This is a genomic window from Microcoleus sp. MON1_C1 (assembly GCF_036701945.1).
GTDB lineage: Bacteria > Cyanobacteriota > Cyanobacteriia > Cyanobacteriales > Microcoleaceae > Microcoleus.
In genome coordinates, this window is the sequence record NZ_JAUBRO010000069.1 from 1 (window position 1) to 25,394 (window position 25,394).

A 25,394-nucleotide genomic window follows, 5' to 3' on the forward strand; every position below is an offset into this window, starting at 1 on the left:
GCTAAATATAATCTTTTCAATTTTCCTAACTTGAAAAGATTTGATGCCTTTTCACAATTCATATAGGATTGCTATAGCAGCATGAGTAATGTAACCCCTGAAATCAGGAAACTAACAGATCAAATGCGCTCTAAGGGGCATCGTCCAGATGCACTTTCTATCCTTAAGGAAGCCAAGGCTCAAAACATTCCGATTGATTTAGAGCAGATGCGTTTGCTTGTTATGCAAGAAGGAAAAGCGTCTGGTTTAATCTTTCGCCCCGACTTTATCCCTGCTTTTATTGCATCCTATCTCCAGGACTCAGCACCTCAGACAATTCTTGACTGCTGGGCTGGTATCGGCGGGATGTTGTCTCCACTTGTCCAGAGGTTTGAACCTTCTGTAGCAATTGGCATCAATCAACATATTAGCGAACACGAAGCGGCAAATCTGCTACATGGAGATAAAACAATTGATTGGAAGCTGGGTGAACCGCTTCAACTTTTAGATGAAATTGATACGCGCTTTGATGTTGTTGTGGGCTGTCCCCCTTTCGCTTGTCCACCGACTTCTTTAACATTGAGTTGGGACAACAACTTGATTAATCTTCATGATGACTTAGGGAATATACTGCTTCTTAAAACCTGTCAATTACTGGAACCAGAAGGTGTGGGATTTTTTATCGTATCATCTAGTTTTCTCAGGGAACAGAGGGAACGCAAAGTCTACACTCACTTAGAACACTTTGGATTGTTTATTGATGCAGCACTATCCCTGCCTAGCGGTACTTTTGCTCCTCTGACACAAATAGAGAGCTTATTACTTATTATCCGAAGACAGAAACCATTGCGTCTGTTTGTTGGTGAATTAAAATCAGACCAGACTAGCAATGTCTTACTTCAAAACCTCAAGGCTCGTAAAAGAGGAAAGACTTTCCAACTTGGTACATTAGTTGACTCAACATCTTTTCGTTCGTTTTCTACATTAGTTGCTGAGTATGAGATTAAGGAACTTGCTAAGGGATTAGGGTTATCTCCCACCCCCCTTTCAGAAATTTGTACAGCAATCAATCTTCCCAAAAGAATAGAAGGTGAAGAGTTTTCTGACCTCCCAAATGCTGTCTATTTACCGATAATAGGTAGAGCGCCTGCTGTTTATTCACTCTTCAATCTTAAAATCAAGCCTCAGAACTATATTCAGCTAGTCTTGAATCCTAATAAAGCTATTGCTGAATATGTAGCTAATTTTTTAAATACGGCGCTGGGGCAAAAAATTCGAGAGTCATTAGTTTCTGGAACGTTTATCCCTAAAATAAATAAATCACAGCTAGTTAATGCAGCCTTCTATCTACCTCAAATAGAGATTCAGAGTAAAATTGTTGGTGTTCAATCTATAATTACTGACCTCTCCACACAGTTAGACAGTCTTCAAAGAAAATTATGGAACCATCCACAAAGATACAAAGAAATGCAGAAAGATGTTGGTTTGTTGAATCATGTGGATAATTTTGAGACTTGGGTCGAGTCACTACCCTTTCCTCTAGCATCAATTCTTTGGGCATATCATGCTGATAATAATGTCAAGGACAAAATAGATCATCTCTTTCTCTTCTTTGAAGCTTTATCTCAGTTCACTGCTGTAGTAATGCTGAGTGCCTATGCAGCAGCAGATAAAGCTTTCTATATGAAACACTCAGGAGCTTGGAGAGAACAAGACTCAAAGTCGAAGTTTAAAGACTGGGTTTTAAAGTCTACTTTTGGAGGCTGGATAAACTTGGGTCGAAATCTAGCTAAGACAACACGCAGACTTAAAGAAGATAAAAAGAACAAAGAAAGGCTCTTAGAACTATTCGGAAGACCAGAACATGATTTTTTGGAAATGCTAACTAATAAGGAAATATTTAATGAACTCGACGCAATTAATAAACATCGAAATGAATGGAAAGGACATGGAGGAGCCGCCAATTCTCAAGAATATACACGGCGTCTAACTTTACTAGAGTCCAATCTTGCCAAAGTTAGACAAGTGATTACAAATAATTGGGAGACTGCCTTATTACTTTTACCCGATAGTTCCAAGTACAGCGGAGGTATCTATGACTACCAGGTTAAAGAGTTGAAAGGTACAAGAACACCTTTTAAAAAGATTATGGTAAAGACTCGATATGTAATGGAGGACGAAAAACTTTATCTGTTACACGCTAATCAGCAAACACCTGTTGAACTGGTGCCGTTTGTTCGTATGTTGGCAAGTCCTAACAAAGAACAGAATGCTTGCTATTTTTACAACAGACAAGAGGGAAACAAAGTTCGCTGGGTATCCTATCACTTTGATAGTCAGCCAGAAGTATACCGTTCTGCTGAAGAAGTTACATCTGCCATTTCACTAATTTGTCCTCCAGAAGATAATACTGAAAATTCGCTTCCATGACTCAACCCCACCCCGACTCAGAAGAAGCATTAGAACTCGAAACCATCGCCCTATTTGAAAAACTCGGCTACACCACAGCCAACTGCTACGGCGAATGGAATAGCGGAACCAGTACATTAGGGCGAGAAACCAGAAGCGAGGTAGTGCTAATCTCCAAACTCCGCCCAGCCCTAGAAAAACTCAACCCTCACCTCCCGAAACAAGCCATCACCCTCGCCATTGAAAAACTCACCCGCGACAGAAACGCCCTCACCCTCGCCAGCGCCAACCGCGAAATTTACAACCTCCTCAAAGATAGAGTAACAGTCACCTACCGCAACGACGACGGCGAAGAAATCCCCGAAAACGTCACCGTCATCGACTGGAAAAACCCCACCAACAACGACTTTTTCCTCGCTTCCCAATTCTGGATTACCGGGGAAATGTACACCCGCCGCACCGATTTAATCGGCTTCATAAACGGCATTCCCCTAATATTTATCGAACTCAAAGCCTCCAAAGAACGAGTCGAACTCGCCTATCAAGACAACTTCTGCGACTACCGAAAAGAAATCCCCCAATTATTTTGGTACAACAGCATCGTTATCCTCTCCAACGGTAGCATCAGCAAAATCGCTAGTCTCACCGCCACCTGGGAGTATTTCTCAGACTGGAAAAAAATCAATAACGAAGGCGAACAAGGCATCATCTCCCTGGAAACCATAATTCGCGGAACCTGCGACGAAACCAAACTCTTAGATATTGTCGAAAACTTCACCTTATTTAGCGAAGAAAAAAAGGGTTTAATCAAACTCGTTGCCAAAAATCATCAGTATCTCGGCGTGAATAATTGCCTAGAAGCCGTACAAAACATCCGCGAAAATCAAGGCAAACTCGGCGTTTTCTGGCACACCCAAGGCAGCGGCAAAAGCTTCTCGATGCAGTTCTTTTCCCAGAAAGTCCACCGCACACTTACTGGAAACTGGACATTCGTAATTATCACCGATCGCGACGACTTAGACGACCAAATCTACAAAAACTTTGCCAAAACAGGCGCTGTCACCGAACCCGAAGAAAATGTCCGCGCCCACAGCGGCGAACACCTCAAACAACTATTGACAGAAGACCACCGCTATATATTCACATTAATTCAAAAATTCCGCACCCACAAAGGCGAAACCTACCCCAAACTTTCTGATCGAGATAATATCATAATCATCGCCGACGAAGCCCACCGTTCGCAATACGATAGTTGGGCCGCCAACATGAGAACCGCATTACCCAACGCCGGATTTATCGGCTTTACCGGAACACCCTTACTCGTGGGAGAAGAAGCCACCAAGCGCGTATTTGGCGACTACATCAGCATCTACAACTTCCGCCAATCCATCGAAGACGGCGCCACAGTTCCCCTTTACTACGAAAACCGCATCCCCAAACTAGAACTCACCAACAGCGAACTCAATGAAGAGATAGCCGATGTTATAGAATCAGCAGACTTAGATGAAGCCGAAGAGAATAAACTCGAACGGGAATTTGCGCGGGAATTACACCTGATCACGCGAGAGGAACGCTTAGAGGAAATCGCCAAAGATATAGTCAGTCACTTTTTAGGGCGCGGCTACCAAGGTAAAGCAATGGTTGTCTCGATCGATCGCTTCACGGCTGTTAAAATGTATAACAAAGTCCAGCACTATTGGCAACAGCAATTAACTGATTTACAAAACCAACTCATCACCGCCAACACCACCGAACAAGAACAGCTAACCGCCCAGATTCAATACATCACCGAAACTGACATGGCAGTCATCATTTCCTCCTCCCAAAATGAGGAAGAAATCTTTAACAAAAAAGGCTTAACCATCAAACCCCACCGCCAGCGCCTCGCAAAAGAAAACCCCGGATTAGACGATAAATTCAAAAACGCGGATAACCCCCTGCGAATCGTTTTTGTCTGCGCGATGTGGATGACAGGATTTGACGCACGCAATTGTTCCACCATCTACCTCGACAAACCGATGCGAAACCACACCCTGATGCAAACAATCGCCAGGGCGAATCGGGTATTTGGGGATAAAGTCAACGGGCTGATTGTAGACTATATCGGCGTTTTCCGCGACTTGCAAAAAGCCCTAGCAATTTATGGTTCCGCATCCGGTGGCGATGTCAGAGAAGGCGACACTCCGGTACAAGCGAAAGCCGCCCTAGTCGATGAATTGAGAAGTGCGATCGACCTTACGCTACAATTCTGTACTGAACGAGGCATCGATTTTGACGAAATCCAAACCACTACGGAATCTTTCGCCCGTATTAAGTTATGGGATGATGCTGTCGAAGCCATCCTCATCAACGACGATTCCAAACAGCGATATCTAGCACTAACTCAGAACGTTAACAAACTCTACAAAGCGATACTCCCAGACCCAGCAGCGGGCGAGTTCAATCCTAGTTTATATGCTTTTGCTGAAATTACCAAGCGCATCAAACAGCTAACCCCACAGTCGGACATTACCGAAGTCAAAGCCGCTGTTGAAGAAATCCTCGATCGGTCGATCGGTACTTTAACATATGTCATCCCCGAATCAAACCAACTCATCGACCTGGGCCAGATTGACTTTGACGCCCTCAAAGCCCAGTTTGCATCTGGTTACAAACACACCGAAACAGAGAAACTCAAAGGCATAATTAGCAGTCAATTAACCCAGATGCTACGCCTCAACAAAAGCCGGATGAATTACTTAGACAAGTTCCAGCAAATGATTGATGAATATAATGCTGGTTCCCGCAATGTGGAGATATTTTTTGCCGATTTGGTGGAATTTGCCCAAGAACTCAATATTGAGGATAAACGTGCAATATCCGAAAATTTAGCAGAGGAAGAATTAGCAATTTTTGACTTGTTGACTAAACCCGATATTACCTTAACCGAGAAAGAAAAGCTGGAAATTAAGAAAGTAGCAAAGGAACTTTTGTCAACCCTCAAGCAAGAAAAATTAGTGTTAGATTGGCGCAGGCGACAGCAAAGCAAGGCCGCAGTTAAAGTGGCGATCGAGGAAGTTTTAGACCAATTGCCCGAAAGCTACTCAACCGAAGTGTATCAGCGCAAGTGCCAAGAGGTTTACCAGCACGTTTATGAATCTTATTCTGAGGCAGGGCGCAGTATTTACACCACAGCAGCTTGAAGCAGTTGCGCTCGGCAAGTGGCGGAGTGTTGCCCACGACAAGGGGATCGAGCTTTTTGTGTTCTAACCTGAAAAGTCAAGCAGGCGACTGCTACCGACGGATCGACACGACAAAAGCTGTAATGCCTGTGGCTGTCGGTTCCACATTATGTGGAGGGCGGGCATAAGGAAAAATAACAAAATATAAGGAAATATAAGCAATCTCCCCCTCGATCGCACCCGCCGGGGAGTCAGTAATGTAGACTCTTCTGTAGACTTTTTGGCCTGCAAAGACGATCGAACCGTCCAAAAAGTCTAGGCGTTGCTGAATACGGGTATGAATTCAAGTTTTCGGAATGGCTAGAAGCCAAGTAGAGTAAGTTTTGTGACATCAAGCGAAAAGTTGATTCATACCATGAATCAGCAACGCCCAAAATCTCAGGTCACGGAGTATATTTGTCCTCCAAAAGATATCTCTCAATTTCGATGACTTTTTCGATGATGTCGAGTTCTTGGTAGAGTTGGCGGCTGTCCAGGCAGAATTGGGCGGCGGTGGTGGCGGCATCGGGTTGATGCGGGATGCGATGTTTGTAGATTTCGCCGAGGAGTTTGAGGGCATCGGCTTGAAGTCGGCGGCGGTTGAAGTCTTGGAAAGTTTGCAGGGATTGGCGGGTGAGGGATTCGGCAAGGGTGAGGTTTTCTAAGGCAGGGATTTCTAGGTAGGCCCGGGCGATGTCTAGGGTTTGTTCAGCGAGATTGACGGTTTGCCCGAGGGCCGTCAAGTGACCCAAACCCATCGCATAGGTGTTCTCGAATTGGGCGATGCGGATGGGTTGGGTGCGATCGCCGGCGGGGATGTGACGCAGGAAATCGCTACAGACGAGGCTGAGGGCGATGTAGTCGTAGGCGAGGTTTTCTCGATATTCACGATCGATATTTAGCTGTATTGCCTGTTCTAGGTGTTGTTCTGCTTGGCTTAGAAGGGAAATTGCCGCAGTACGATCGGCGGTTTCGCGGGCGAGTTGGCGCTGACTGTGGGCAATGCGTCTGAGTTGTCGGGCCAGGCTCTCAGTTTGGTCTAATTGCTGATAGAGTTCTCGGCTTTGTTGGTGATGGGTGATCGCTTCTTCATATTTCCCCCAATCTTTATAGATTCGTCCCAATTGATAGTAGGCATAGGCAATGTTGGGTCGATCGTCGAGTTGCTGACGCAGGGCTAAATTCTGTTGTGCTGCATCGAGTGCCTCTTCGTATTTACCCCACTGCCGATAGCAATCTGCCATCCAGTACCAGCGGCTAGCAACATCTTTTTCCTTGCCCAATTGCTGATACAGTTCTCGGCTTTGTTGGTGATGGGCTATCGCTTCTTCATATTTCCCCCAATCTTGATTGATTCGTCCCAATTGATAGTAGACTAGGGCAATTCTGAGTTGATCGTCGAGTTGCTGACGCAGGGCTAAATTCTGTTGTGCTGCATCGAGTGCCTCTTCGTATTTACCCCACTGCCGATAGCAATCTGCCATCCAGTACCAGCGGCTAGCAACATCTTTTTCCTTGCCCAATTGCTGATACAGTTCTCGGCTTTGTTGGTGATGGGCTATCGCTTCTTCATATTTCCCCCAATCTTGATTGATTCGTCCCAATTGATAGTAGGCTAGGGCAATTGTGAGTTGATCGTCTAGTTGCTGACGCAGGGCTAAATCCTGTTGTGCTGCATCGAGTGCCTGTTCGTATTTACCCCACTGCCGATAGCACTCTGCCATCCAGTACCAAGAGTCAGCAACATTTTTTTCCTTACCCAATTGCTGATACAGTTCTCGGCTTTGTTGGTGATGGGCTATCGCTTCTTCATATTTCCCCCAATCTTGATTGATTCGTCCCAATTGATAGTAGGCTAGGGCAATTGTGAGTTGATCGTCTAGTTGCTGACGCAGGGCTAAATCCTGTTGTGCTGCATCGAGTGCCTGTTCGTATTTACCCCACTGCCGATAGCACTCTGCCATCCAGTACCAAGAGTCAGCAACATTTTTTTCCTTGCCCAATTGCTGATACAGTTCTCGGCTTTGTTGGTGATGGGCTATCGCTTCTTCATATTTCCCCCAATCTCGATAGATTCCTCCCAATTGATAGTAGGCTAGGGCAATTCTGAGTTGATCGTCTAGTTGCTGACGCAGGGCTAAATCCTGTTGTGCTGCATCGGCTGCCTGTTCGTATTTACCCCACTGCCGATAGCAATCTGCCATCCAGTACCAAGACTTAGCAACATCTTTTTTCTTACCCAACTGCTGATAGAGTTCTCGACTTTGTTGGTGATGGGCTATCGCTTCTTCATATTTCCCCCAATCTCGATAGATTCCTCCCAATAGAGAGTAAGCATCGGCAATTCTGAGTTGATCGTCGAGTTGCTGACGCAGGGCTAAATCCTGTTGTGCTGCATCGGCTGCCTGTTCGTATTTACCCCACTGCCGATAACAATCTGCCATCCAGTACCACCGATTAGCAACATCTTTTTTCTTACCCAACTGCTGATAGAGTTCTCGACTTTGTTGATAATGGGCTATCGCTTCTTCATATTTCCCCCAATCTTGATTGATTCGTCCCAATTGAAAGTAGGCTAGGGCAATTCTGGGTAGATCGTCGAGTTGCTGGCGCAGGGCTAAATCCTGTTGTGCGGCATCGACTGCCTGTTCGTATTTACCCCACTGCCGATAGCAATCTGCCATCAACAACCAAGAGTTAGCGACATCTTTTTCCTTACCCAATTGCTGATACAGTTCTCGGCTTTGTTGGTAATGGGCGATCGTATCTTCATATTTTCCCCAGTCTTGATAGATGCGTCCCAATTGAAAGTAGGCTAGAGCAAGGTTGGGTCGATCGTCGAGTTGCTGACGTAGGGCTAAATCCTGTTGTGCGGCATCGAGTGCCTCTTCGTATTTACCCCACTGCCGATAACAGTCTGCCAAGTTGTACCACCGATTAGCAACATCTTTTTCCTTGCCCAATTGCTGATACAGTTCTCGGCTTCGTTGGTAATTGGCGAGCGCTTCTTCATATTTCCCCCAATCTTGATAGATTTGTCCCAATTTATAATAGGCTAGGGCAATGTTTGGTCGATCGTCGAGTTGCTGACGTAGGGCTAAATTCTGTTGTACGGCATCGAGTGCCTCTTCGTATTTACCCCACTGCCGATAACAATCTGCCATCCTGTACCAAGAGTAAGCAACATATTTTTCCTGGCCCAATTGCTGATAGAGTTCTCGGCTTTGTTGGTAATGGGCGATCGCTTCCTCATACTTCTCCCAAGTTTGATAACTTATGCTAATACCGCAAAGAATGTGAGCTTCCGTTTTCCGGTTGTTAAATTGTCTGACACTTCCCAATGCTTCCTGCAAGGAATTTAACGAGAAATCGTATTTTTGATGCGCTAGATAACAGATTCCCCAATACCACCACAGGATAAATAAATCAGCAGCCCGGGAAGATTGCAGCTTATCCAAACATTGCTGATAGTAATTCAAACTCCGATCGTAATCTTTGTTTTTATCGCAGGCAAAGGCTATCGCCCATTCGAGAAAACCACCTAAATCGCAATTCCCTCGTTCTTCTAAAGTTTGTAACAGGAAAATTGCTTGATCGTACTTTTTCGATCGCAAATAAGATAATCCGGTCATAAATTCTAAGGCTTGGCGGCGATCCAAATCGCAGATTGCATCTTCCAAAGCACGTTCCAAAGCAGGAGTCATCTCTACTCCCAATTCGGAGACTAAACTGAAAATTTCTCCAAACAATGATGGCGTTAACTGTTGTACGATGCTCGTCACGCCTGCAATTAAACCTTCTCCCGCTTCGCCACAAACTACATACAGCATCGCCACCCGCGCCTTATTTTGCTGCTCTTGAGAAAGCAGATCGTCTGCTGCTTGTTGCAACCTGTCTAAAACCTGTTGATTAAAGACCTCAATTCCCCGCAGCAACCGCAACAACTCCTGAGTCGGTTCATCTGCAAAATTATCCCCATCCAATCCCAAATAAGTCACTACCAGCCTCTCCACCTGCTGCCGACAGAATTTGGGCGTGACTTTGATTTCTGCCAATACCTGCCCCACAAACAGCAAATCCTGCCACAGCGAATCAGACTCCCGTGGGGCTGCCTCTGCCAGTGGATACCACACCAGCACTCGATTAGCGCCCGTTTCTTTCAGCCGAATCTCCTTCCCAGCAATATCCGGTTGATAGTCGGCTAAATGGCCAAACAACTGTTCCAACAACCGATTTACTCGTTGGCGATCCGCACTCAAATACCCCAACGCCAGCAAAATCGGCTCGTTCCACCGTGCCTGATAGCGATAGGTGTTGATAATTTTCAAAATCTCAGGAATCTCGTTATCGGCAATGTACCGCGCCGCATAATATTCCTCAAAAGTCAGGTGCATAAACCCATACACCGCCGGAGCTCGTTCTACAAATAGCCCCGTCGTCTCCCGCACCTTCCGCAAAAACTGTCGCACAAGTTCCAGTGCCTCCGGTTCCTCCACCCCCTGTAGCTCTGCCATTTTGGGCGTTAACCAGGCTTCCACCTCTGCCTGCGTCACCAACCCAGAGGGCTTCTCCTCGTGCATCTGGAACGCCAAAGGAGCCAGCAGTGCGGTGACTTCCTCTTCCACGAGGGACAGTTGCTTCTGCTTTACCCGATAGGCAATGTTGCGCCCCAACTGCCAATCTTCAATCAGGGTCTTGGTTGCCAACTGATATAACTCCACCCGTCGCTGGGGCATTTGAGTGCCGTTGCGGTGAATCAGCGCCAAAATCGTCAAAAGCAGTGGATTCGTGGCAAATCGCTTCACTCCCGGCTTAGTTTCGATCGCCTGCAAAATGCCCCGCGCTTCTCGTTGGGCCTCTCGTTCCTTCAAACTAACATCGGCTTCGGGACGTTGCGCCTCTTCGATTGCGAAACACCAGCGTTCCAGAAACTGCTTGATTTGGGCATTGCCCATCGGCGTAATTGTGAGCTCTCGAAACCGACTTCCCAGCGAAGCTTCCTGATATCCGGCAATCCGGCTGGTGATGACAAACTTATTCTCGCTGTAGTCCTTCACAAATCGATCGATCTGCTGCACCACCTGGACTCGATTTGCTCGATCGAAAACCTCATCCAACCCATCCATCAGCACCAAACAATCCCCCGCCGCCATCTTTGCCAGCAACAAGTCGGCAACCGCATCGCCATTGGCTCGATCGCGATCGCACTCCCAGTGGCGATAAAACTGCTTCAGGTACTCCACCAAACTCAAATCAGGCTGCTGGGCAAGGCGTTCGGCAAAATCGGCAATCCGAAACAAAATCGGCAACCGAATCTCTCCTAAATCCTCATCCATGCCTCCCCGCACCCTCAAATTGGGCGACCCCTCGCCAACCCTCAGAGGAGAGGGACTTACCTCCCCAGAAGGCTGGGTGGTTGGCTCATATGTAGCTTGAAGGCCGCAATAGGCGATCGCAAAATGTCGCGCCAGATAGCGCAGCAACGTCGTTTTCCCGGCTCCAGGGTCCCCTAAAATCGCACTATAGGTGTGTTTCCGCAACCCCTCCGCAAGATCTACGATTTTAGTCACGCGCTGGCGGCTGCTAGCTTCAGCACTCACAGCCAGCATCGGCTCATCTGTAAACTCGAAATCTGGGAAATCCGGTTCTCCCAATTTGTTAGGGCGACTCAGTTTGACTCGCCCTTCGCCCCTGGTAACTCGTTCTCGAAACGATTGACTCTGTTCCTCGACCCATTCTGCCTGAAGCGATACATAAATGCGATCGAGGAGAATATCCACCTGGCGGTTGACTTGCATTACCCCAGCAATTTTCAGGTAAGAGTTTTCAGCAATCAGCCACTGCAGATACGGATACAGCAGCGGATTTGACGGGGGGCGCGTCGCAAAATAGGCCACGTTCCCCCGCCAGTCCCAAAAATCCGCAGCCTGCTGGCGAAACTCATTGAGAAACGTCTCCCGACTCAGCCAAAACACCAGCACGATATTGCGATCGAAAATGCGTTCTCGCCCTAAATTCAACTGCTGCATTTCCTGTCGCAATCGGTGTCGGGGCAGGTACTCCAGCCCAAATGCCATCACTACTCTGCGCCCGGATGCGGCCTCTCCATCAAGACGGTGGAGGCAATCGAACAGCGAATCGTCACTGTAGTACAGGGTGTGGAACTCAAACGGCTCATCTAACTCCTGCAGCAACTGCACTTTAAACTGTTCCACCACCGGATGATTCGGGGCGCTATCCGGCGCGATCGCAAATAAGCTGAGGCTGCGATCGCTCAATGCCACTGCATTGACCAGTTTCGTTAATTCTGCTCGATCGCCCGGTTCTAGTTCCTGCATCATCTACTCCTTGGCTTGCTGCCAGCGTTCCAAATCAACCCACAACATCGGATTCACATCAAACCAACGCCCATATTTCTTGTCGTTGTACCCTAACACCAACTTGTAGTGCAGTAACTCATTACAAATGACAATTCTGCCGTGCTTTGGCGAGTCAAACTCATTGCTGCTCAACTTGCCCGTGCGATGCACCGCCTCCAGTTCGGGAAAATGGTAATCCTCGATCGTGTACGTTTGATGTTCTAGTCGAACCGCTTCCTCGGCAATGGGGTGATCGATCTTGCTCGCTTGCTTGTTCAATGCCACTTCGCAAGCCATCCGCGCCAAACGCACCAACTCCCGCATCACGCCCCCACTCTTCTCGCCCAGCAGATCCAGCGCCTCCGGTTCGACTATATTCGCGTAGGCATCGCCCAATTTTGCCAACCGTTTCTGAACAACCTCCTTCAAAATATGCCGTCCTACATTATCCGGATTTGTAGTCGGACGAGCCATGTCATCGCATTTAAAAACACCAATATTGGATAAATCTAGACATCTAGTAAAGCTCTCCATCGGCTGCTTAAAAGATGGAGAATAGCGCAAGGCGATCGGAATAGCATAAACAATATGGCACTGAATATCCGTCAACAACGAACTAGAAAACATCTCCAGGGCGATCGAATATTCCTTTCGATCCAAACCATCCACAATAACTAATAACTTTCGTGTCTGTCCTTGAGCGGCAGCAATAATTTCATTCACCTTGTTGATAATTTCACCCAAAACTGGTTTCACTTCCAGCGTCCGCGTCGTTTCTCGCTGAAACCCCACTTTGAGCTGTGCCCCCAAATCTTGAAACAGCTTCGGTAACTGAAGTTCGCCCCCACCCGTAACTTTATCTTGGTAAGTTATTTTTTTGAGACTTTCCAAAAGTTCCTTTTCCAACTTTTTGGGCAATTTCCAACCCACATCTGCCAGTCGCTGCACGACTTGCATCCCAATCAGCACAGCCACTTCCGCATGACCAATGTTAAACTTATCCAGCGCGGTATCCGTATCCACCCAAACAACTGTGTAATCATGCGCGCATTTTCGTTCTAGGCGTCTCAGTTCGGTGGTTTTACCGCCCCCGCGATGTCCGGCGACCAGATACTGAGCTGCATCATCGTCCATTTCCAGCAAATTTACCAAAGTATCCACCGGACTATCTTCCCGGCGCACGTAGAACTCTTCTAACTCGTTATTCATTAACGGCTCATCATGTCGGAATAGTTGATAAGCTGGTTTCCAAAATTTAATGTTACTCATTCGCGGTTCATTTTATTTATTTTTCAATTGCAGGTATTATACCAGTTAATTAAAGAGGGAGAACAGGGAACGGGAATATTTAATAATTAAGCTGTTCAGTGTTAGATTGTGTAACAGCTTTAAAAAATTTAATTAAGACAGGACTTAGGCAGGCACACTATATCAGGACTTACGCCTTAACAACCTATTTAAACCTTATCAGTATTGAAGAGTTTAGTAATATCAACTAAAACTAAGTAAATAAATAATTATCCTAGCTGTATTTGTGCAGGAGTTAGTTGAAAAAAACCCCTGCACGGTTATGCAGGGGGAAGGGCGATTACGGCTCCTCGGACAGAGATTTCTGAACTAGCTTCGAGAGCGCCGACTGAATCGGCCGGTGCTTCTGATTGGGAGTGCGGCGATCGTAACTCGCTTTAAGCATTTCTTGGCTGTGTCCCATTGCGTAGGCCAGGGAAGCTACGTCACCGTCGGGAGCTCCATTATCCAAAAAATAAGTCGCAAAAATGTCCCGCAATAAGTGAGGGGTCACTCGTTGGCCCGTCAGGGCATGAGCGGCTGCACTTAAATATTGACCCATTCCCTCTCGATTAAAAGGCTTGCCCTTGTGCTGTAAAAAAACAAAGTCGTGATTCGCACTGAATTCCAAACGTCCACAAGAATGCCACCTCCCGTCCGACTTTGTGGAATAGCCATACAGCCACGCTTCCAAGTAGTCGTAAAAACAGCGGCCGTCAGGGAACTTCACGTTGGGAATCTCTAATTCTTGGTGTCCGTAAGTCTTTCCAGTTTTATAACATTCGGCTGGCGTGTCTCGAATCCATCGACCGTTCAAGTTATATAAATAACAGTAATTCCGGTCGCGGTCGTTACCTGTAGGCAAAGGTTGGTAGAAACCGTCGGGAGGAACATCCACAGGCCGTTTGATCGGACACTTAAGAACAATTTTCAATCCCCGTAACTCTTGTTGTCGTCGTGGTGGCGAATAGGTCAAAAGCCCCCACAATACGTAGCGCTGAAAACTAGAAGCAGTTGCTGTCCCTTTTCTAACATAGCCACGCACCGATTTCGGTTGACACTCCAAGCGCAACGGCTCGACAATTAGTTTGAAAACTTCTGGCAAGTCTAGCCATTTTTTGTCCATATCCACGTCTGAAACGTAGTTTTTAAATTCTTTCTTGATCAGCGTTAGCCGTTGATGCAGCACCTCCACAGCCGGCACATCCCTGTAATCTTTAGAACTGGTTTTTTTGTGGTATTGAAATTTCGCCACCGCCAATATTACTGCCAGATAGGTGTGATGAGTGTTTGGGCTTTTGGTATCCCGTTCTTCAGTCAAAAAATTGCAAAATTCGCAAACCCAACAATCTACATAATCTCCTGCCTTGGCAGCCAGTGCAATCGCAGCTTCTTTAGAAACTGCATACTTGAGTTCGACCGACGGAATTAAGGTATTTAAACTCAACTCCTCTAGCGGCACTTTTAGATGAGAATGAACCCAACCCAACACTCGAAAAATCACAGTAATTTCGTGGTGAGCAATGTTTGCTTTTACTGGTTCATCTGGTCTGTTGGGCCAATGGATTGCGGTGCGAAACTGGTAAAAAAGGTCAGTTTCAGCTTTTAACTCTTGTGATATTTGCTCCGCCCGCAACCCATAAGGTGGTAAGTTGGGGCGGTTCACTAGCAAAGTTTTCGCCATTGGGCCATAGTTCTGATGGCGACGGGGACAACAATCAATAACTTTGACGGGGGAGGTATTACCGGGGTACCACTCTTGCTTCGTACACCAGGTAATCAACTGCTTCAGTCGCGATCGGGAAACATTTATACTATCGGCCGAAGGTTGCAACAGTTTAAAAGTTTTTTCTTGCGCTTCTAATAATGTTGGAAGTTCTTCCACGCTAAGGCTTTGTTTGAAAACTTTTGCTCTCTCCGTTTCGGCGCCAGTAGGTTTGCGTCCCTTGAAAGGCTTCATTCCAAATCCCGGTAGCGTGTACCGATTAATCGCAGTTTCGGTTTGGTTCGCGATTTCTTGCGCTTTTTTTAGTGGGTGATGGCTCTGAAGGTAAGCGCTATAGAGCTGCATGACATCGCTCAAAAAGAGATTTTCCGTCATTTATAAGTCCTCGTGAAATGAAAGTTTTTGTGTTCAGGTGGGGCGTAAGTGCTACGCATTTTTGGGGAAAGGATTTCAAAAATTCGTTTTTATTAGTATTGTACTATAAAACCTTTTGTACACAAGGAATGCAGTGTTTTATATACAGATTAATATCGGTTAAAAACCATACCTAATAACGTTTTTGTATGCGAACAATCCCATTTTTTATAAATAAGATTGCAAGCTGCTTATTAACGTTTAAAAACGCCCGGTCTTGTGGATAACCTAACTCTTTACTACGCATAGGAATTCAAAATCTCGCTCCCCAGAATCCGACCTTTTACTGGTAAAATCTTGAAAATTAGGTCTTGCGATCAGCTAATCCTTTTCAGGTATGGCCTTTCAGCTTTTGCGTTCAAGCTGGCCTCGCGCAAATCGTTCCACAACTTCCGAGCGCGAAATACTGTGCAATTTTGCCAGGGTATTCAATTCGTTGATAGCCACTTGGGTTAGACTGAAGTTGAAAGGCTTCTTGATTTCGTCGTACATTTCTGGTTCATTCCTCATGCTTTTTTTTTTAGCTTTAGCCATGTCAAAACTCCTGTCTGATTAAATGAAGGAAACTTTCAATTGATTTCGACGTAAAAAAACACAAAAAAAGGAGTTCGGGGAACTCCTGTCAGGATTTGGTATTTTATTTAGTTATTGGCTGTAAAGCGTTGAAAAAGCCAACACTTTCCAGACAAAGTTATTGTCGAAATTTTAAAGAAAGTTATGAGTGCTAAGTTCGGATGAAAATTAGCGACATACGAACTATTATAGCGTACTAAATTAACATTATTATCCCGATGAAAATGTCAACCCACATTTCGCACCCCAACTAGCACATACACTGGCGTAGTTTCTAACATGGCGGGCCCCCTTCCCAGCGAGTTTGGTCAGAGAAGGCCAAAACCTCGCTCCATCCCCCTACTTCTTCTATCAGGATTCGGTACTGGCTACCGTCCGTAGCAGCTAAGAAGGAAGCGCGCACCCACTTACCCCAGCGCTGCACCCAGCCCAGTCTTCCTATGGGTTGTGTTTCTGTACGTTCTGACAGGGTTCTAATGGTTGAGTTTGTTGTCACACTACTCATTTCTTCTTTATTTATAGAAGGTGCTGTGACAGACGCCGATTTTGAGGTCAAATCGCTAGAACCCTGATTCTGAGAGGATTTAGTTTGTAGTGTGACATCAGACTCAACCGCTGCGATGCCTTTTTGCTGGTACTCGAATAAAGCTAGTTCATCACGCTGCACCCAAGCCTCAAAAATTTGAGCGCGCAAACCTTCAGGCTCGCAGATTTTTTCTCTGTTCTGGTCTAGGGAGACAAGTTGGGAGTCGTAGACGTTCTTTTTTTATGTGCCTTGGCCATAAAAACTTCTTTTTTTTGTGTTTAAAATCCCCTTTCATCCCCGGATTGAAGTCACGGGGATGAAAGGACGTTGCAGGATTTATAACATTACGACACATTCTTTACGGCTGGTTCTGGTTTGGCTGCGGATTCAATCAGGCTCTCCCCCACAATCTCGACTACAGCAGCCTCGGTGACTTCGCCAGCGTTGACAGCGGCTTCTAAACATAATTCCCTCATCACGTCGGCGACGGATTCTAAAACCAAGCCATTAATGTTGGTCGCTTTTGTTGGCTGACATCCAGATATTTCGATTTCGCTGTCAAACTCAATCCGACACAGCCCGCCACTATATACCTCAACTATTCGAGCCAGCTTTCCCCTGAATTCCTGAGTACCAATATACTCTGGCGAAACTTTCACTCGATCGCCGGGGGTGAATTGGATCTGAGGCGCGATCGGTACTTTTGCCTCACCCGCACCAGTTTTGACTTCACCCGCATCAATACCCGCACCGATTCCGCAGCTAGAATCCTTGATTTCTAAGGGTTCCGCACCACCCGCACCAGTTTCGGCAGGTTTTACTTTTTTTGCTGTGAAATTTTCGGGAAACTCATTGCAATTGTCAGTTTCCCAACCGACATCCTGTTCTAATTTTTTTTGATTTTGCTCAGAGTTGGAAAAACTGGTGCGGGTGGTGCGGAGGCCTTGATTTGTAAGGGTTTCTTGGTGCGGGTGGTGGTGCGGAACTGGTGCGGAACTGGTGCGGGTATCGACAAAACTGATGCCCGATAGCGCGGCAACAGACCGTTTTGAGGTGGCGTTGTATACCGTGGTGCGAGTTGCTTTTGGGAATAGCTGCTGAATTCGAGCGAGTACCTGATTAACCCCCTTAACGTTGCTGTCGCCTCTGCGTGGTTGGTCGAGCCACAATGCCTTAACTTTGTCGTTGGTCGTGGTTTCGTATACCAGCGTCCCGTTGTCTTGATACCACTGTTCTAGGCGAGCCCAGATATCACTAGCGGTAAGGATATTGTTAGGCGAGTAATCCAATCCCATATCTTGCGAGAATTGGAACAGGTGAGAATTCTCTGCCTGAATCGCGGCCATAGCAGCCTCGGTGGCTGCGTAGTCGATGCCATCAGACATCAGTGCTACCAGAGCGTCAAGGACTTTGTTTAAGAAGGCTGGCAACACTTCTGTCTTCAAAAAGTCGGGGTCATATTTGAATCGCGGGTCGGCTTCAATCTCGCCGCGTGTTGGGTCAGCGTTGATTTTGAAAGTTTTGTCAAAGCTCAGCACACCATATCGGGACTTAATCGCCTCTAGGCTTCCCTGCATATTGGGCGTGTCGTTGCAGTTAAAGATAGCGATCGCTTTAGGGGTAAAGTCTTCTTCGTCTTTTCCTTTGCCTTCGCGAGACAGCGTATCGCCGGTAACAAAGGCTTTTAGGCTTTGAATCCTGTCTAGTCGCGCTGTTTGAGCATTTTCGCTGGCCCAGTTGACTCGACTGTTGGCAGTACGGGCTAAGGGAAATTTGCGGCCCTCATCGTAGGATGCAAAGTCAGAAAGGGTGGCGGCCGTCATCCCGATACGTCCGTACATCAAGCTGACAATCTCCCTAAGCGTGTCTTTGCCGTTGGAGCCGTAGCCTTTGAGAAGTAACGCTCGTACCATACGGCCTTTATACTTGCGGACTGTCGCTAAATCCAAACTAGCAGCAATAGTTTTTAAGAAAATGTCTCGTTGCGGGGCACTGAGAACTTCCATCAGTCGATCGCAATCCTCGGTAGGAGATTCTGGGTTGTAGGTTGCCAGTGGTTCGTAGGTGTAATAGAAATCGGGACTATGTTTGACTAACTCCCATCTAGGAGTAGGAGCTAGTCTTACAGCAGCAGCCTCCCAGTGCAGTTTCAAGACACCGTTAGTACAGTTCAAGCCGGGGGGATTGAGTAAGTCAGAATTGATTTCTAGTCGCATCTTCGCCCACTCTAAAACTTTCTTGGCTGAGGCTGGGTTGGCGAATGGGAAAGTCACTTCTTTCTTTTTTTCATCGCCGACAAAGACCGGGAAGCTGTTGCAGTAGGAGGCAATACGCGGGCGTTGCTCGGAGTCGGGCGAATACTTGTAATGAGTTCCAGTCCAGTAGTAGAGCTTGCCGTCGGCACATATCCAAGGTTTGTCCTCGAATAGAAAACCTAGCGCTTCCTGATTAAATTCAAGTTTTTGCCTTGGGCTGTCGTCGTCATAACTGCGAGCTTCCTCATCCATTTGGTCAAGAGTGGCATCGTCAATCGGCGACCCCGCAGCTTGTCTGTGAATCTCTTCCTCTAACCGCCGAATAAATTCCTCTGCGTCCATATTGTCCAAAACCTCCTTAATATCTCCTTTATCTGGGATATCAGGATAGATGGCAACTGGGTCAATCACGATGCAGGGGAATTGCAGGCGATCGCATACTGACTGAATTTGACTGCCTTTTTTGACCCCCGTAGAGTCGTTATCCCGTAGCTTCGCGAGTACGATGTTTTTGCCCGTTGCCCGCAGCGCTTCAACAGCTCTGGTTATTTCGGCATCGTTCCATTTACACCCCTGTAACGTTAAGGCTGCTATGCCGATACCCCGTGCAAGTTCTACGTTTGGTTCACCCTCAAGCATCAGGACTACAACGACTTCATCGTCTGGTACGCCCTTCAAAGTCTTGACTACTTCGTTAGTGCGGTAAGCAGGCCAAGGCTTATCACCCTTGTTCCAGACTCGTTTACCGTTGATGTCAATGTGAGCTTGCCGGTAAGTTTTGTCGCGTCCTTTTGGGCTGTCTGAATCGGGCCACTCAAATCTGTAAACTTGCTGCGTGTCGCTGTAACTGTAGGTGATTAGTACGGCGCTAGCAGGTACACCCTCTGGAATGTATGTGGGTTTCTGAGATTCGGGCCCACGTTGCGAAGCTGGTAGCCTAAGAAGTTTTGAATCCGCTGGAATTGGGGTGGGTTTTGGCTGTTTTTTGTTGGTTTTCGTGGCGATCGGACGCTGGCTGCTGTGTTGATCGCTATTGCCCCCACGCTCTGCCAGAACTTCAGCCCACGGCTTGATAGCCTCTCGGATAGCTTTGTTCTCGCAGTCAGAGGTAAAGCAGTGGTACTTCCCAGTTTCGGACTCAATCTGTAGGTTACGTCCGTCACACACAGGGCAAACATATTTGTCTTTGCCCTTGCCCGGTGACAGTCGATCCAGGTGGTCGCGGATGTCGAATTTTTTTTGATCAAGTTGGTGCATAATGGAAAAGTGACCACACCTGTGGTGTGGCAATTTCTAATTTGTTTTCTTTTTCCGGTCAAAGAAGTGGGAAAACAAAATTAGGAGATCTTTTACTTAATTAAGTAGTAGCTTAAAAAAACAACAGCTTCTGAGGCTATGGCTTTAGAAGTTTTTTTTTGCTTTTTCTACTAGCCAAATAATAGCAAATTGATCCTACCTGATACTGATGCAGCTCAACCTGGAGACACGATCGTAGTTTACGCAACCTTGCCAGAAGGAAAGGCGATCGGCACAGTCAAAGTGGTGAGACATGAATCGCTGACTGTCGATCGACTGTGGCGCGAATCTGAGCAAGGCAAACTGGCAAAGGTATCGTGGCAACAATTTGACGCTTACTACACCAATCAGGAATCAGGTATTGGTGTTTGGGTGAGCGCTCCCGAACTCTTTCCCAGTCAGATCGCCCTCCCCCAACTTCGGCAAAACTTTGGTCAGCGCTGGCAACCACCGTAGCAGATTCAACAGCTAACCCATGAACAGATAGCCGCACTGAACATCACTCGCTGAACATCGCCAACACAACCGAGCGCTACCTTGTCCTAGATGAACCGAGCCGGACTGTGTTATCGGTGATTTGATTGAAACAAACAGACATTAGCTCTAATAAAAAGAAGCCTCCGGGAATTTCCGGGGGCTTCTTTTTGGAATGTGTCGCCGCTGCTGAAATGACTTGTCTATTGTACCGATCGCCCAAGCTCCAGAGCCGCTATACTGCGGTAATTGGGGCAAAGACTCATTGCCAATTACCAATTGCAAATTACCCATCGTGTAGAAAAAGCCCTCTGACATTTCGGTCGGAGGGTTTTTTGTTTGGGGCGATCGGGCGATCGACCTTCTAATCTTCTGTTGCTTCCAAAATTTGCCTAAGCTTGGTCATAGTATTTTTGGGTAGCTTGGTATCTTTTGGCAGGAGAGTCCTAAAGAAGTTCATGACTTCGCCAGCTTTATCGGATAAGTCGATCACTGGTGCTGAATTCTGTTCGACTTCATCCAATCGTTTTTGCAGGTCGGAAAGTTGGGCCTCGACTTGCTGGCGATCGGCCTGTTCGGCTTCGAGTTGCGATCGCAATTGCCGAATATCCTCTCGCAGATTATCCGCCACTGTGGTACTAGATTCTAGAAGCAGGGCGTAGTCTGCGCGGGCTTCTGCTAATTCTTGTTCAAGGTCATCCGTTACCCGCTTATTAGCACTGAGAAGCGCAGAGTAATTCTCGTGCTCGGTCGCTAAGTCTTGCTTCAGTTTTTCGTTCTCTGCTCTCAGGTTGCCTAATTCGTTAGACAACTCTGTTTCTACTACCGTGTCAGGCTTGAGCGCTGCTGATTCAGAAACACTCAAGCCGAGACTTTTCCCAGCAGTTCCTCCATTGCCCGCAACCGTACCTCAAGAGCATCTAGGCGACCGTTAGGCGCGTTATCTGCTACTGCTTTAGGTTCCCCATCTCCTACCTTTTTAGGTTCCACATTAGTTAACCCTTCTGCTACTTCCTCCAACCGGGCGATACTCAACCCTTCAGCTTTGCCTATGTACTTTTTATGTACCCGCCCCTCTATTTTTCTACTACCGTACCAGTAGCCTATACCTCTCGTTTCTTGCCTGCGGGCGGTGAAAGGTTTGCTGCCACGAGAGGACTCAAACCTAAAAGAAGTAGAGGAATCGAGCCACTCAGCGCCTTCTGTAGATTCAAGATTAAACGCCCTTCCGTCGGGTAGCTTAACTACTCCTTGTGATACCGCTGGGATTGATTGTTGTGCCATGTTGGGTATCTCCTAATTCGTTTATACAACCCTCTCGTTAGGCTACCAATTTAAGCATTCTAACGGTAGTAGATTACATATCTTATTCTACGTTGGGTATCTCCTAATTCGTTTATACAACCCTCTCGTTAGGCTACCAATTTAAGCATTCTAACGGTAGTAGATTACATATCTTATTCTACGTTGGGTATCTCCTAATTCGTTTATACAACCCTCCTATTAAACTACCGTTTCAAGTGTCCTAACGGTAGGAGATTACGTATTTTATTCTACTTAAAAGGTTGCATAAGCCATCCGTATTTGGTTGCCCACATCCACGCACTCGCCCGTGTATACGCATCCGCACGCCCGTGTATATATGTAACCTATGGGAAAGCCAGTCCCTCTTATGCCACTTTTGACAAACTTTGACACAAGCGTTGCCCTGTCTGCATTTTGCCATATATCCTACTTTTATGTAACCCCGTAACTGGTAAATTATAGGAGCCTATAGTAGTACACATAGCCGACCGCCACAGCCACAGTACCCGCGCCCGCACCAACTACACCGTATGCTCCCCGCCCGGATAAAATCAATACAGTGGTTAAGGTTCAAGTTACACCTACTGCACCGACCGAGCCAGAACCTTTACACGGAGACAATATTGAGCAGGCGCTACAGGAGGGGGATATTGAGCAAGTCCTAAACAAAATGCCGTTGCCATCGTTGCGCTCGCTCGCCAAGTTGAAAGGCATGGATGCACACGGCACTAAAGCCAATCTCGCTCGGAGGTTGAAAGCCCTGGTCACAGAGTCCGACCGGCCGGCTGCCAGTTTGTGAGCCGCAGTAACCCGCTCCCTCTCTAAAAGGATGGGGCTATTTTAGAATGTTTGAATATGACATAACCCTACTAATGTAGTATTGAAGAATGCCCAAAATGACTCTCGCAGCTTCCAATCCACCGGCTCCACAGGTCATCGCTCCCGGCACGGACAATGCCCAAATAATTGATTTGTGGGTTCACGGCAAGTCGAAAAATACGGCGGATCTCTACCGTCGCGTTGCAACAGAGTTGTTAACTACCATTGACAAGCCTCTGCAATGGCTTACTCTGCAAGATTTTCAAAGCTTCTCTGATACGTTGGAAGGAAAGGAGCTATCCCCTTCCTCCCGTCGTACCTATATATCTGTTGTCAAAAGTCTACTATCTTTCGCTCACCGCACTGGTCTGATTCCAGTTAATGCAGCGACTGCCTTGACTACGCCAAAACCGAAGGATACACTCTCGCAGAAAATCCTCTCTGACCTCGAAGTGATGATGATGATTGCTTTGGAGCCGTGCGATCGGAACAAGCTTGTCCTCAAAACCTTTTACTACGCTGGACTCCGGGCTTCGGAATTGTGCGACTTGAATTGGGAGGATTTGACCCCCAACGGTGAAAACGGGCAACTCTTGATTTATGGCAAGGGCGACAAGACTCGCGTTGTTCTGCTGCCAAAGACTTTATATATGGAAATTTTGAACAGCAGAGGAGATGCAGGGAATTCTGAGCCGCTCTTCAGGAGTCGCAAAGCTACCAACGGCGGCCGCTTGCACAGGGGTTCGGTGACGCACTTGGTCAAGGAAGCTGCTAAACGCGCGGGAATTTCTGAGAAGGCTAGCGCTCACTGGTTGCGGCATTGTCACGCTTCCCACGCTCTCAACCGGGGGGCACCCATTCACTTGGTATCCCAAAGTTTGGGCCATGCGTCGGTTGCCACGACTTCTAAATACTTACACGCCAAGCCGAATGATTCGAGCGGTCTGTATCTGATAACTTAGCGGGCGATCTGATGGGATCTAAGTGGAAGGCGTTGAGGAAAAGACAGCCCAAAACTGCTCGATCTAAACTATCCATATTTATCGTATATACTTCTCTAATAATTTCATCTAAAACCCTATGTTTATTCCATTGATTATCGCTTTGTCACAGCCTGTTAATCTAGCACAAGCTCAACCTTGCAAACTCTCGGTAATGGGCGATAAAGAAACCAACAAGTGTCCACTTTCAACAGGAATATTCGCCTCAAAGGAATGGACAATTAAGCTTTCTTATTGGGAACCTGGAGCTTATGTTCTTAAAGGGATAAATCGAGTTAACGGCAAAAAGATTAACGCTTCAGGATTTGAAGTAAGAGGAACTGTAGAGCGACCACAATATCCATTCAGTGAGGAAATAGGAGAGACTTTGTACCTGGTCACATTTCAAAGGGGTGACCGAAACACGATTCGACTCGAAATTTTTGCAGATACTGTTCCCGTTTACAACCAGTTGCTCCATAAAACATCTTCTAACGACCCATTTTTTGGACGATAGAAAGAGTATTTTAACCCTGCTTTATGGAAACAGAACCCCTATTTGTCGCAGCAGGCGATCGCCTTCGGCAACCGCTAACAGAGTGTCGGCTGGTCTTTTTAGTCAAAAAAGCAGAAATCAAAACGAATCAACCGGAATCAAAATGCGTCAAGTTTTAATCCCTGCTAACGTTTTAGGGCTTTAGTGGAGGTTTGCAGTAATGCAGTAAGTAACGAAGGAGTTTCAATCCCTGATAGGGTTTTAGGTGGTTTTTGACGCTTAACGCCATAGAAATTATCTCAGCATATCTCCGGGATGAATCGGGGTATAGATTTCTAATTCCTTTTTGGGGTTTACTCTTCAATCATCTCCAAAATTGCCTCAATGTCTGCGAGTGTTGCCGCTGATTTCTTACGCTTGGCTTTGAGCCTGTTTAATAGGTCAGCAGCCTCTGGTAGCTCAATTTCAGGGCGTCGAGTATGGTACAGCTCAATCCTCATGTCACTCACTAAATTTTGAAGTCTCTTACATTCACCCTTTAATCGCTTTATTTCATCAACTGAACCGCTTGTATCAGGCAATTGAGACTGTTTTTTGTCTACTTCGGAACCACTACGGCTATCGGCTGTGTCACGCGGTTCGATTTTTTTGTCAAGTTGTCGGGCATAATCTAGAGTAGCGTCAGCCAGGGCGATCGGAACTCGAATGGTGCGAGTTGGGCCGCTCTGCCAAGCAGCTTTAAAGCGGGAATCTTTGATTGAGTCTTCGTGTCCTTTAGGGTTAGGCATAACAAATAAATCCCTTGTGTCAAGCGTTTCATTTAGTCTAGCAAGAACGCCTAGTAGTTTCAAGCGCGTGACACACGAGTTTTTGGTGTCCTCAGCCGGACGGGCAGGCGGCTATTTTTCCGATGGCCGATTTTTTAAATTGTGACGAAGAAGAAGACTATGGCGGCCAGTCGTAAAAATCCCGCTAGGAACTTTAGGCGAAGATAGGGTAATTTCCCACTCACTCCAAAACCTTGTTCTAGGCGGGGAAACTCAAATTCCCAGCCACAATTTGAACCCATTATTGTATTTTTTGATTAAAAAATCAACTTATGGTTGAAGTGGGTATATAAATTTAGAGCGCTGAAATCCTTATTCGCCAGCCTCAACGATTTACAAAATGAAAAATTCTCTATCTCAAATCTTAATTTTGGATACTGTCACCCTGATATTACAGCACTTCCGGGTGTTATGAGGTACAATAAGAATAGATTAAAAAAATATACCAATGAAAGCATATTCAGTAGAT

General features: G+C 46.5%; 16 protein-coding genes and 2 pseudogenes. 7 read left to right on the forward strand and 11 right to left on the reverse strand.

From position 1 onward, the window contains the following. Positions 1-81 precede the first annotated feature (81 nt). Both QUA62_RS26190 and QUA62_RS26195 read left to right on the forward strand, forming a co-directional pair. Positions 82-2,409: a hypothetical protein gene (locus QUA62_RS26190; RefSeq protein WP_333407701.1), complete on the forward strand. Its 2,328-nt coding sequence runs from the start codon at positions 82-84 to the stop codon at positions 2,407-2,409. After that, positions 2,406-5,570, forward strand: a complete 3,165-nt coding sequence (locus QUA62_RS26195; protein ID WP_333407703.1) for a type I restriction endonuclease subunit R — start codon at positions 2,406-2,408, stop codon at positions 5,568-5,570. Before QUA62_RS26190 ends, QUA62_RS26195 begins: the two co-directional genes overlap by 4 nt. A gap of 91 nt (positions 5,571-5,661) precedes the next feature. On the opposite strand, the gene QUA62_RS26200 is transcribed toward QUA62_RS26195, so the two are convergent. The 7 genes from QUA62_RS26200 to QUA62_RS26230 all read right to left on the reverse strand — a co-directional run bounded on the left by QUA62_RS26200 (position 5,662) and on the right by QUA62_RS26230 (position 19,985). Then, complete coding sequence (locus QUA62_RS26200) at positions 5,662-5,859, reverse strand: hypothetical protein (protein ID WP_333407705.1); 198 nt, start codon at positions 5,857-5,859, stop codon at positions 5,662-5,664. Between the two features lie 133 nt (positions 5,860-5,992). Then, positions 5,993-11,929 (reverse strand): tetratricopeptide repeat protein, encoded by a 5,937-nt coding sequence (locus tag QUA62_RS26205; protein WP_333407707.1) that lies wholly within the window; start codon positions 11,927-11,929, stop codon positions 5,993-5,995. Next, positions 11,930-13,216, reverse strand: coding sequence for a hypothetical protein (locus QUA62_RS26210; RefSeq protein WP_333407709.1), 1,287 nt, complete (start codon positions 13,214-13,216; stop codon positions 11,930-11,932). Positions 13,217-13,535: 319 nt separating this feature from the next. Continuing rightward, positions 13,536-15,335, reverse strand: coding sequence for a tyrosine-type recombinase/integrase (locus tag QUA62_RS26215; RefSeq protein WP_333407711.1), 1,800 nt, complete (start codon positions 15,333-15,335; stop codon positions 13,536-13,538). Between the two features lie 384 nt (positions 15,336-15,719). Next, the gene (locus tag QUA62_RS26220; protein ID WP_333407713.1) at positions 15,720-15,908 is read right to left on the reverse strand and encodes a hypothetical protein; all 189 of its coding nucleotides are present in this window, start codon (positions 15,906-15,908) and stop codon (positions 15,720-15,722) included. Between the two features lie 313 nt (positions 15,909-16,221). Continuing rightward, entirely contained in the window at positions 16,222-16,641 is a 420-nt protein-coding gene (locus QUA62_RS26225) for a hypothetical protein (protein ID WP_333407715.1), read from the reverse strand. Between the two features lie 176 nt (positions 16,642-16,817). Then, positions 16,818-19,985, reverse strand: a complete 3,168-nt coding sequence (locus QUA62_RS26230; protein WP_333407717.1) for a DUF5906 domain-containing protein — start codon at positions 19,983-19,985, stop codon at positions 16,818-16,820. Positions 19,986-20,174: 189 nt separating this feature from the next. On the opposite strand from QUA62_RS26230, the gene QUA62_RS26235 reads away from it, so the two are divergent. Further along, on the forward strand, positions 20,175-20,480 hold the full coding sequence (locus QUA62_RS26235; protein WP_333407719.1) for a hypothetical protein: 306 nt from the start codon (positions 20,175-20,177) through the stop codon (positions 20,478-20,480). Between the two features lie 147 nt (positions 20,481-20,627). Here the strand turns inward: QUA62_RS26235 and QUA62_RS26240 are convergent, their stop codons facing one another. Genes QUA62_RS26240 through QUA62_RS26250 form a run of 3 tightly spaced genes read right to left on the reverse strand, consistent with a single transcriptional unit; the run spans position 20,628 to position 21,782 of the window. Further along, complete coding sequence (locus QUA62_RS26240; protein ID WP_333407720.1) at positions 20,628-20,816, reverse strand: hypothetical protein; 189 nt, start codon at positions 20,814-20,816, stop codon at positions 20,628-20,630. A gap of 46 nt (positions 20,817-20,862) precedes the next feature. Next, on the reverse strand, positions 20,863-21,363 hold the full coding sequence (locus QUA62_RS26245; RefSeq protein ID WP_333407722.1) for a hypothetical protein: 501 nt from the start codon (positions 21,361-21,363) through the stop codon (positions 20,863-20,865). Further along, positions 21,360-21,782, reverse strand: coding sequence for a hypothetical protein (locus QUA62_RS26250; RefSeq protein ID WP_333188295.1), 423 nt, complete (start codon positions 21,780-21,782; stop codon positions 21,360-21,362). The genes QUA62_RS26245 and QUA62_RS26250 overlap by 4 nt, the downstream gene beginning before the upstream one ends. A gap of 917 nt (positions 21,783-22,699) precedes the next feature. Here QUA62_RS26250 and QUA62_RS26255 point away from each other — a divergent pair. From QUA62_RS26255 to QUA62_RS26270, 4 genes and pseudogenes are all read left to right on the forward strand, one after another. Beyond that, positions 22,700-22,975: pseudogene (locus QUA62_RS26255) on the forward strand (site-specific integrase); the annotation flags it as partial. A gap of 42 nt (positions 22,976-23,017) precedes the next feature. Continuing rightward, positions 23,018-23,542 (forward strand): annotated as a pseudogene (locus tag QUA62_RS26260) (tyrosine-type recombinase/integrase); the annotation flags it as partial. A 160-nt stretch (positions 23,543-23,702) separates the two neighbouring features. Further along, positions 23,703-24,119, forward strand: a complete 417-nt coding sequence (locus QUA62_RS26265) for a hypothetical protein (RefSeq protein ID WP_333407724.1) — start codon at positions 23,703-23,705, stop codon at positions 24,117-24,119. A gap of 23 nt (positions 24,120-24,142) precedes the next feature. Next, positions 24,143-24,277 carry a hypothetical protein gene (locus QUA62_RS26270; RefSeq protein ID WP_333407725.1) on the forward strand — a complete coding sequence of 45 codons (135 nt, stop codon included), beginning with the start codon at positions 24,143-24,145 and terminating at the stop codon, positions 24,275-24,277. Positions 24,278-24,451: 174 nt separating this feature from the next. Here the strand turns inward: QUA62_RS26270 and QUA62_RS26275 are convergent, their stop codons facing one another. Continuing rightward, positions 24,452-24,886, reverse strand: a complete 435-nt coding sequence (locus QUA62_RS26275; protein ID WP_333407726.1) for a hypothetical protein — start codon at positions 24,884-24,886, stop codon at positions 24,452-24,454. Positions 24,887-25,394 lie beyond the last annotated feature (508 nt).

Bases quoted from the DNA above. Each gene is read 5' to 3' on its own strand.
- QUA62_RS26275 (WP_333407726.1), bottom strand. From the start codon at position 24,886: ATGCCTAACCCTAAAGGACACGAAGACTCAATCAAAGATTCCCGCTTT.
- QUA62_RS26210 (WP_333407709.1), bottom strand. From the start codon at position 13,216: ATGAGTAACATTAAATTTTGGAAACCAGCTTATCAACTATTCCGACAT.
- QUA62_RS26240 (WP_333407720.1), bottom strand. From the start codon at position 20,816: ATGTCAGAGGGCTTTTTCTACACGATGGGTAATTTGCAATTGGTAATT.
- QUA62_RS26205 (WP_333407707.1), bottom strand. From the start codon at position 11,929: ATGATGCAGGAACTAGAACCGGGCGATCGAGCAGAATTAACGAAACTG.
- QUA62_RS26190 (WP_333407701.1), top strand. From the start codon at position 82: ATGAGTAATGTAACCCCTGAAATCAGGAAACTAACAGATCAAATGCGC.
- QUA62_RS26250 (WP_333188295.1), bottom strand. From the start codon at position 21,782: ATGGCACAACAATCAATCCCAGCGGTATCACAAGGAGTAGTTAAGCTA.
- QUA62_RS26265 (WP_333407724.1), top strand. From the start codon at position 23,703: ATGTTTATTCCATTGATTATCGCTTTGTCACAGCCTGTTAATCTAGCA.
- QUA62_RS26195 (WP_333407703.1), top strand. From the start codon at position 2,406: ATGACTCAACCCCACCCCGACTCAGAAGAAGCATTAGAACTCGAAACC.
- QUA62_RS26270 (WP_333407725.1), top strand. From the start codon at position 24,143: ATGGAAACAGAACCCCTATTTGTCGCAGCAGGCGATCGCCTTCGGCAA.
- QUA62_RS26230 (WP_333407717.1), bottom strand. From the start codon at position 19,985: ATGCACCAACTTGATCAAAAAAAATTCGACATCCGCGACCACCTGGAT.
- QUA62_RS26215 (WP_333407711.1), bottom strand. From the start codon at position 15,335: ATGACGGAAAATCTCTTTTTGAGCGATGTCATGCAGCTCTATAGCGCT.
- QUA62_RS26220 (WP_333407713.1), bottom strand. From the start codon at position 15,908: ATGGCTAAAGCTAAAAAAAAAAGCATGAGGAATGAACCAGAAATGTAC.